The organism is Mesorhizobium sp. M2A.F.Ca.ET.039.01.1.1 (assembly GCF_003998035.1).
Taxonomy (GTDB): domain Bacteria; phylum Pseudomonadota; class Alphaproteobacteria; order Rhizobiales; family Rhizobiaceae; genus Mesorhizobium.
The window spans coordinates 1-9027 of the sequence record NZ_RZRY01000219.1 but is presented as its reverse complement, the minus strand read 5'-3'; the positions used below and the strand labels follow the sequence as shown (position 1 = coordinate 9027).

The window sequence follows — 9027 nt, the reverse complement described above, 5'->3', positions numbered from 1 at the left end:
ACCTTCGGCTTCACGGGAGCACCCGTATGGCACTGGCCAAGTCTACTGGAGAAGAAGTTTTCTCTATCAATTCGATAAAGAAGATTGCGAGGCCGCCGATGACCGCCAGATACGCTTCAACGCCTTCGACATGAACTGCGTTGGTCATCAGTCGCCGGGGCCGTTTAAGCCTTGCGAACGTCGCCTGGAAGCTCCGCCAGGAATCGAGAAATCCGTGCAGGAAGACGATGGGCGGTCCTGACGACCCGACCTGGACATAGTGATGGCGCAGCCCACCCTTCGGACGGATCCCGAGATGAGCGGGAGCAGGGGACACGTTGGTCACTGGCACCTTCGTCGCTGGTTGGGCCTTGTCTCAGCGGACTGCCAAAGATGCGGCGGTCGAACAATGGCTGAGACTGCCAAACCGCCTAGCGTCCACACGTACAATTTGAGGCCGTGCCGGCAGCAAGCCAACATGCGCTTTGCGCGTTGTTGACGAAGCCGATGAAAGTCTTTTCCAGTCGACCGCTGAGGAGAGGATCATTCTTCCGCTGCGCGTCGCTGCGCCCGGATCCAGTCATTGCAAAGTGACTCTGCGAGCCTTCAATACCAATCCCTGACCCGCATCAAGGCAAGGGGCTCCTCGAAATATCCGGAAACCGCCACTGCACCGATCGGTACTTGAGCCATGTCCGAGTCGATTTTGGTCTCAGGTGGCAGACAGAGCAGCCTGCAAGCGGGGCCACCTCTCACCATGCCGGCTACGACGCAAGGCCGCCGCTTCAGCTCGCCGGAAGTGTTTCTGGAAATCGGCAACCATCTAAAAAGCGGCGGAGGGCAGAAAAACGAATTCTACGGAATTTATATACAAAAGAAAATTGATTGGCGACGCACCATCCCTGGAAAGCCATCATGGCTCCATCGCGTTGCCGGAGCCACGGCTGCGCTCGTTATTTGATGGGATGCAGCATGGGCCACGAAATTCCCGATCGCATTAAGGTGCTGTGGTTTCTGCCAACGCATGGCGACAGCCGTTATCTTGGCACCTCGGAAGGGGGCCGGGCGGTCGACCTGCCTTATCTGACGCAAGTGGCGCAGGCGGCCGACACACTCGGCTATTACGGCGTGCTCTTGCCGACCGGAAGGTCCTGCGAGGATTCCTGGGTCGTCGCCTCTGCACTGGCGCCGCTCACGAAACGGCTGCGATTCCTGGTCGCGGTGCGGCCCGGGCTGCAGTCGCCGACGCTTGCCGCGCGCATGACCGCAACGCTCGACCGCATCTCGAACGGACGGCTGCTGATCAACGTGGTCACCGGCGGCGACCCGCTTGAGAACAAGGGGGACGGCATCTTCCTGTCGCATGCCGAGCGCTATGAGGTGACGCAGGAATTCCTGCAGGTCTACAAGCGCGTGCTGAGCGGCCAGACGGTCGAGCATCACGGCAAGCATTTCCGCATCGAGGATGGCCGCCTCCTGTTCCCGCCGGTGCAGACGCCATATCCGCCGCTCTATTTCGGCGGTTCGTCCGATGCGGGGTCGAACGTGGCGGCACAGGAGATCGACAAATACCTGACCTGGGGCGAGCCGCCCGCCGATGTCGCGCGCAAGCTCGACGGCGTGCGCGCGCTCGCCGAAAAAGCGGGTCGCAAGCTCTCCTTCGGCATCCGCCTGCATGTCATCGCCCGCGAAACCACCGAGGAAGCCTGGGCCGCCGCCGATAGGCTGATCAGCCGGCTCGACGACGCGACCATCGCTTCGGCGCAGAAGGTTTTCGCGCGCATGGACTCGGTCGGCCAGGCGCGGATGAGCGCGCTGCATGGCGGCGACCGGTCCAAGCTGGAGATCGCGCCGAACCTGTGGGCCGGCGTCGGCCTGGTGCGCGGCGGCGCCGGCACCGCGCTGGTCGGCGATCCGGCCACGATCGCCGAGCGCATCGACGAATACAGGCGGCTCGGCATCGACACCTTCATCCTCTCGGGCTATCCGCATCTCGAAGAAGCGTATCGCTTCGGCGAGCTGGTGCTGCCGCATTTGCCGACCGAGCATCCGGTCAAGGCGCCCGGCTCGTTCGTCAACACCGGTCCTTTCGGCGAAACGATCGCAGGCGACCATCGTCCGAATTCGCTCGCCAGCGCGTCGTGAACGCGCTGCTGCCTCGGCCGCGAAGCCATGTCGTCATCCTCGGCGGCGGCTTTACCGGCGGAGCCGTGGCTTGGCATCTCGCGCGCCGGCCTGGAGGCCCCTCCATCACCGTCGTCGAGCCGCGCCCGTTCCTGGGCGGCGGGCTGGCCTATTCCAGCGAAGAGCCGTCGCATCGCGTCAACGTGCCGGCGTCCAGGATGAGCCTGTCGCCGGACGAGCCGGAGCATTTTTTGCGCTGGCTGGCGCATGACGGCGAGGCCGAGCGCGACCCAGACTCAGTCTGGCGCGATGGCGATATCTTCCCGCAGCGACGGGTCTTCGGCCGCTACGTTGCCGAGCAACTGGCGCCGCATGTCGCCAGCGGAGCGGTCCGCCATGTTCGCGATCGTGCCAGCGATGTGAGGCGCAACGGCGACGGTTGGATCGTGACTGCCTCCGGTCAACTGATCGCCGCCGACATGGTCGTGCTCGCCATGACGCACCCGTCGCCCGATGTTCCGGTCGCGCTGGAGCCGATCGCCGATGCGGATGGTTTCGTTGCCGATGTCTACTCTGGCGATGCGCTCGGTTCGATCGCTCCCGAAGCGTCGGTGCTGATCGTCGGCTCGGGGCTGACCTCGGCCGACACCGTCGCCGAACTCGATCGCCGCGGCCATCGCGGGCGCATCCTGGCCGTGTCACGCCATGGATTGCGTTCGCGCGGGCACCCGCAGGTACGTGGCGAACCTTTTGGCGATTTCACTGCCGCGCCGGCCACGACCGCGCTCGGATTGCTCGAAGATATCCGCTCGACGCTGGCAGCGGCCGATGCCGGCGGCGTCAATTGGCAGTCGGTCTTCGATCAGCTGCGGCTGCAGGGACCGGCGATCTGGTCCGCTCTCAAGAAAGATGAGCGCACCCGGCTGGTGCGACGGCTGCGCGCGTTCTGGGACGTGCATCGCTTCCGCATCGCGCCGCAGGTCCAGGCGGTGCTCGATCGTCGCCACGCCGAAGGCACGTTCGATAATATCGCCGCGAGTCTTGTGGCCTCGAACGACGACGGAGACGGCCTGGCCGTCACTTTGCGCCGGCGCGGCCAAAGGCAATTCGAGACGATGCATTTCGACGCGGTGATCAACACAACGGGGCCGGCGCATGGCAAAACGCTGCGGACCAATCCGGCGCTGCGCTCGCTTGGCGATGCCGGCTTGATCCGGATCGACAGCCACGGGCTCGGCATTGCAACCGGGCGCGACAGCCGCGCCGTCGGTCCGGATGGCGAGCCTGTGCCTGGCCTTTTCATTGCCGGGCCATTGGCACGCGGCACCTTCGGCGAGCTGATGGGCCTGCCGGAAGTGGCGCGTCACGCGCAGGCGGTCGCCTCGGAGATCGAAAGCCGGCTCGGCGCCCTGTCGTCGATCGTTAGTGGGCGCTGAAAATCCACGACGGTGCAGGCAAGCGAATTGGTATTTCCGTCCGGGCAGGGCTGTCAAAACGGAAAATCCTGCTTTGTATATAGACTCAGTAGACTAATAATTGACGACGAAATCCGCCATGTCCGGATCAATCGTTGGGACAGGTCAAACCGGGAGACTTCCATGCCGCAGAATGATCGCGATGCAGTCAAATTCGCTTATTGGGTGCCGAACGTCTCGGGTGGCCTTGTCATCTCGAACATCGAGCAGAGGACCAATCATTCGGCCGAGTACAACCGCAAGCTGGCGCAGATCGCCGAGCAGGCGGGCTTCGATTATGCGCTCAGCCAGATCCGCTTCACGGCAGGCTACGGCGCCGACGAGCAGCATGAGTCGGTATCGTTCAGCCACGACCTGCTCGCGGCCACCAAGACGCTGAAGGTGATCGCCGCGATCCTGCCCGGGCCGTGGAACCCGGCGCTGGCGGCAAAGCAGCTCGCCACCATCAGCTATCTCACCAATGGCCGGGTCGCCATCAATCTCGTCTCCGGCTGGTTCCGCGGCGAATTCCACGCCATCGGCGAGCATTGGCTCGACCATGACGAGCGTTACCGGCGGTCGGAAGAATTCATCCGCGCGCTGCGCGGCATCTGGACCGAGGACAGCTTCACCTTCCGCGGCGACTTCTACCGTTTCAACCAGTATTCGCTGAAGCCGAAGCCGCCGCAGCCGTTGCCCGAGATCTTCCAGGGCGGTTCGTCACGGGCCGCGCGCGACATGGCCTCGCGTGTTTCGGACTGGTATTTCACCAATGGCAACACGCCCGCCGAGATCGCCAAGCAGGTCGACGACATCCAGGCAAAGGCCAAAGCCAACAACCACTCGGTCAAGGTCGGCGTCAACGCTTTCGCCATCGTGCGCGAGACCGAGGAAGAGGCAAAGGCGGTGCTGGCCGAGATCATCGCCAAGGCCAATCCGGAGGCTGTCAGTGCCTTTGGCCACGAGGTCAAGAATGCCGGCAAGGCCTCGCCGGAAGGCGAGGGCAACTGGGCGAAGTCGTCCTTCGACGATCTGGTGCAATACAATGACGGTTTCCGCTCGAACCTGATCGGCACACCGAAACAGGTGGCGGAGCGTATCGTCGATCTGAAGCGCGCCGGCGCCGATCTCATCCTGCTCGGCTTCCTGCATTTCCAGGAAGAGGTCGAGTATTTCGGCAAGCACGTCATTCCGCTCGTGCGCGAGCTGGAAAACGCGGAAGCCGCGGCGGCGCTCGCCGCCGAATAGCAACGCCAGCCGCTGGCCGGAGACCGCCCGGCCAGCCGGCAATACGAACCGCACGTTCCATCGAGCGCGCGGCAGGGCCGGTGCGTGCCTTCGCTACAGTTGGGGACGATGGAATGCCGATATCAAACCATGCCTTCGGGGCGGTCGAGGCTTCGGTCTATGCGCCGGAGATCTTCGCGCAAGGGCTGCCGCCCGCTCAGCGGCAGGCTCACGGCGACAGGTCTCGACAGGCTGCGGCGGAAGACGCCGCGCCGCTTCTCGCTCTCGAGGGCATAGGCCTGTCTTTCGGCGGCGTGGTGGCGCTGGCGGATGTGGATCTGTCGGTTCGGTCCGGCGAGATACGCGCCATCATCGGCCCGAACGGCGCCGGCAAGAGCTCGCTGATCAATGTCATCAGCGGCGTCTACCGGCCTGATCGCGGCCATGTCCGTCTCGATGGCGCGCGCTATGCCCAGGTCCCGACGCACCGGCTGGCACATCTCGGCGTCGCCCGCACCTTTCAGAACCTCGCTCTGTTCAAGGGGCTCAGCGTCCTCGACAATGTCGCGTCCGGCCTTGCCTACAGGACAAGGTCCAACTTCGCCGGACAGATCCTCGGCATCGGCCGCGCACGCCGCGAGCAGCAGGAGCAGCGCGGGCGCGCCGATCAGGTTCTCGAATTCCTGCACCTGACCGATGTTCGCGACCGGCTGGCCGGCACGCTGCCTTATGGCCTGCAGAAGCGTGCCGAGCTTGCCCGGGCGCTGGTCGCCGAACCGCGGCTGCTTTTGCTCGACGAACCCATGGCCGGCATGACGGCGGGCGAGAAGAGCGAGATGGCGGCCTATGTGCGCGCCGCGCGCGACCGCTTCGCCACCACCGTCGTGCTGATCGAGCACAACGTCGGCGTCGTCATGGGCCTGTCGGACCGCGTCGCCGTGCTCGACTATGGGCGCAAGATCGCCGACGGCACGCCGGATGAGGTCAGGAACGACCAGCGCGTCATCGATGCCTATCTCGGCGTCGCCTCCGACAATGAGGACGGGGCAGGGATATGATCGGCGACTTCGACTACCAGTTCTTCCTCGAAGTGCTGACCGGCGGTCTGCTCTCCGGCGTCATGTACTCGCTGGTCGCGATCGGCTTCGTGCTGATCTACAAGACGTCCGGCGTGCTCAACTTCGCGCAAGGCGCGCTGCTCCTGTTCGCGGCGCTGACCTTCGTCAGTCTCGTCGAGCGCGGCGTGCCGTTCGCGCTGGCCTTGGCCGTCACCTTCGCCATCATGGTGGCGCTCGGCATCGGCATCGAGCGCACAGTGCTGAGGCCGCTCACCAATAAGCCGCCCATCACCCTGTTCATGGCGACGCTCGGCCTTTCCTACATCATCGAAGGCGCCGCCCAGCTCATCTGGGGCACGCAGGTGCACGGCCTCGAGCTCGGCATCGAGGACGTGCCGCTGGAAGTCGGCGGCGTGCTGATCAGCCAGTTCGACATCTTCGCCGCCGCGGTGGCCGCGGTCATGGTGCTCTTGTTGTCGCTGTTCTTCCGCTACACCCGCATCGGCTTGAGCTTCCGCGCCGTCGCCGACGACCAGTTCGCGGCTCTAGCCGTCGGGCTACGGCTGCCGCTGATTTGGGCGAGCGTATGGGCCGCGGCAGGTCTCGTCGCGCTGGTGGCCGGACTGCTCTGGGGCGCGCGTCTCGGCGTCCAGTTCTCGCTGTCGCTGGTGGTGCTCAAGGCGCTGCCGGTGCTGGTGCTGGGTGGCTTCGATTCCATCCTCGGCGCGATTGTCGGCGGGCTTTTGATCGGCGCCAGCGAGAAACTCGCCGAGGTCTATATCGGCGACTATTTCGGCGGCGGCATAGAAAGCTGGTTCGCCTATGTCGTGGCGCTCGTCTTCCTGCTCATCCGCCCATCAGGCCTGTTCGGCCAGAAGCTTGTCGAAAGGGTCTGACGATGAGCGCCGTCGCCACGCAATTGTCTCCGGTCGCCGCCCTGCCGAAATGGCTGGCGCCGCTGCTCCTCATCGCCTTCGCCTATGTCGTCGTCCCGCTGATCGGCAGTTCGTATTTGTTCGAGGCGATCCTGCTGCCTTTCCTGGCGCTCAGCCTGGCGGGCCTGGGACTGAACATCCTCACCGGCTATGCCGGCCAGGTGTCGCTCGGCAGTGCCGCCTTCATGGCGGCCGGCGCTTTCGCCGCCTATAATTTCAACCTGCGCGTCGAAGGCCTGCCGCTCGTCGCCAGCATCGTCCTTTCCGGCCTCGTGGCCGCCGCGATCGGCATCGTCTTCGGCTTGCCCAGCCTGCGGCTGAAAGGCTTCTACCTGGCGGTCTCGACGCTTGCCGCGCAGTTCTTCGTGCAATGGGCGCTGACCAAGTTCAGCTGGTTCTCCAATGACTCCGCGTCCGGCGTCATCGATGCTCCGAAACTCTCCATCGCGGGTTTCGAGTTCGACGGCGCGGTCGGCCGCTACCTCTTCGCGCTTACCGTGGTCGTCGTCCTCACGTTTCTCGCCCACCGTCTGGTCAACTCGCAGACCGGGCGCAACTTCATCGCCATCCGCGACAACGACACGGCGGCGCGCATCATCGGCATTCCGGTGCTGAAGACGAAGCTGCTCGCCTTCGCCATCTCGTCCTTCATCATCGGCGTCGCCGGTGTCATCTGGGCGTTCGCCTATCTGAGGACAGTGGAGCCGGCGGGCTTCGACCTCGACCGCTCGTTCCAGATCCTGTTCATCATCATCATCGGCGGGCTCGCCTCGATACGCGGCGCGTTCCTGGGCGCTGCGCTCATCGTCGTCTTCCCGCTGGTGCTGTCGCGCCTCGGCGGTTTCCTGCTCGGCGACCTGTTCGATTCCGGCGTGCTCGACATGAGCCAGCGCATCGTGCTCGGCGCGCTCATCATCCTCTTTCTGATGCTGGAACCGGACGGGCTGGTGGCCCTGTGGGACAGGGTCCGAAGACGGCTCTCGCTCGCCTGGCAATCGAGCTGAGACCATTTGGCAGCTCCGCGCTCCAACACTGCAAGCATTCAGAAAATGAACCGGGCCAAACCAAGGTCCATACTGGAGAACCTCGAACCATGACCTTTCTCAGCACAGTCAAGGCGATTGCCATCTCGGCGGCGCTGGCCGTGTCGGTGGCCCTGCCGGCCGCCCACGCGGACGAGCAGTATTTCCCGCTGCAGAGCTATCGCGTCGGGCCCTACGCGGCCGGCGGCACCGGCTTCTTCGGCGGCTTCATCGACTACCTCAACCTGATCAACATCCGGGACGGCGGCGTCAACGGCGTCAAGCTGACCTGGGACGAGTGCGAGACCCAATACGAGGTCGAGCGCGGCGTCGAATGCTACGAGCGTCAGAAGAGCCACGCGGGTGCCGCCGCCTGGAATCCGCTGTCGGTCGGCATCGCCTACGCCATGATCGACCGCATCACCGCCGACAAGGTGCCGCTGATCACGGTCAATCACGGCCGCACTGACTCCACCGACGGGCGGGTCTTCCCCTATGTCTTCCCGCTGCTGCTCAACCCCTACAGCGAGACCTCCGGCATCGTGAACTACATCGCCGCCAAAGAAGGCGGCATCGACAAGCTGAAGGGCAAGAAGATCGTCGTGCTCTATCACGGCTCGCCCTACGGCAAGGAGACGATCCCTATCTATGAGCTCCTGGCGCAGAAATACGGCTTCACCGTGCAGCAGATCGAGGTGCCGCACCCCGGCAACGAGCAGCAGTCGCAGTGGCTGACGATCCGCCGCGCCAAGCCGGACTTCGTCGTGTTGCGCGGCTGGGGCGTGATGAACCCGGTGGCGCTGAAGACGGCGGTCAAGGTCGGCTATCCGGTCGACCACATCATCGGCAATGTCTGGTCGAACTCGGAAGAAGACGTCATCCCGGCCGGCGACGCCGCCAAGGGCTACACCGCCATCACCACCCAGGCCTCGGGCAACACCTATCCGGTGGTGCAGGAGATCGTGAAGACCGTCTACGGCGCCGGCAAGGGCAACCTCGAGGACAAGTCGCGCATCGGCTCGGTCTACCACAATCTCGGCATCGTCAACGGCATCCTCAATGTCGAGGCAATCCGCATCGCGCAGGAGAAGTTCGGCCACCGCACGCTGACCGGCGATGAGGTGCGCTGGGGCTTCGAGCACCTCAAGCTCGATCCGGCCAAGGTCGAGGCGCTCGGCGCCAAGGACCTGTTCCACTCCATCAATGTTAGCTGGGACAACCACGAAGG

At 64.4% G+C, this 9027-nt stretch carries 9 protein-coding genes; all 9 read left to right on the top strand.

All coding sequences use genetic code 11. The annotated features are described in order from the left end of the window. Window positions 1-241: hypothetical protein (locus EOA24_RS42420; RefSeq protein ID WP_210213591.1), on the top strand; the 241-nt coding region annotated here is incomplete at its 5' end. 429 nt (window positions 242-670) lie between these two features. Continuing rightward, window positions 671-940 carry a hypothetical protein gene (locus EOA24_RS17790; protein WP_127409947.1) on the top strand — a complete coding sequence of 90 codons (270 nt, stop codon included), beginning with the start codon at window positions 671-673 and terminating at the stop codon, window positions 938-940. An 11-nt stretch (window positions 941-951) separates the two neighbouring features. Beyond that, window positions 952-2124, top strand: a complete 1173-nt coding sequence (ssuD, locus tag EOA24_RS17785; RefSeq protein ID WP_127409946.1) for an FMNH2-dependent alkanesulfonate monooxygenase — start codon at window positions 952-954, stop codon at window positions 2122-2124. After that, window positions 2121-3539: an FAD/NAD(P)-binding protein gene (locus tag EOA24_RS17780; protein ID WP_126081790.1), complete on the top strand. Its 1419-nt coding sequence runs from the start codon at window positions 2121-2123 to the stop codon at window positions 3537-3539. Before ssuD ends, EOA24_RS17780 begins: the two co-directional genes overlap by 4 nt. A 162-nt stretch (window positions 3540-3701) precedes the next feature. Further along, the gene (gene sfnG / locus EOA24_RS17775; protein WP_126081791.1) at window positions 3702-4805 is read left to right on the top strand and encodes a dimethylsulfone monooxygenase SfnG; all 1104 of its coding nucleotides are present in this window, start codon (window positions 3702-3704) and stop codon (window positions 4803-4805) included. Window positions 4806-4918: 113 nt separating this feature from the next. Next, window positions 4919-5842, top strand: a complete 924-nt coding sequence (locus EOA24_RS17770) for an ABC transporter ATP-binding protein (RefSeq protein WP_127409945.1) — start codon at window positions 4919-4921, stop codon at window positions 5840-5842. After that, window positions 5842-6738, top strand: a complete 897-nt coding sequence (locus EOA24_RS17765; RefSeq protein WP_189343372.1) for a branched-chain amino acid ABC transporter permease — start codon at window positions 5842-5844, stop codon at window positions 6736-6738. The genes EOA24_RS17770 and EOA24_RS17765 overlap by 1 nt, the downstream gene beginning before the upstream one ends. A 2-nt stretch (window positions 6739-6740) precedes the next feature. Then, complete coding sequence (locus EOA24_RS17760) at window positions 6741-7781, top strand: branched-chain amino acid ABC transporter permease (protein WP_126081794.1); 1041 nt, start codon at window positions 6741-6743, stop codon at window positions 7779-7781. A gap of 89 nt (window positions 7782-7870) precedes the next feature. Beyond that, a partial coding sequence (locus tag EOA24_RS17755) for an ABC transporter substrate-binding protein (RefSeq protein WP_127409944.1) occupies window positions 7871-9027 on the top strand: 1157 nt, incomplete at its 3' end.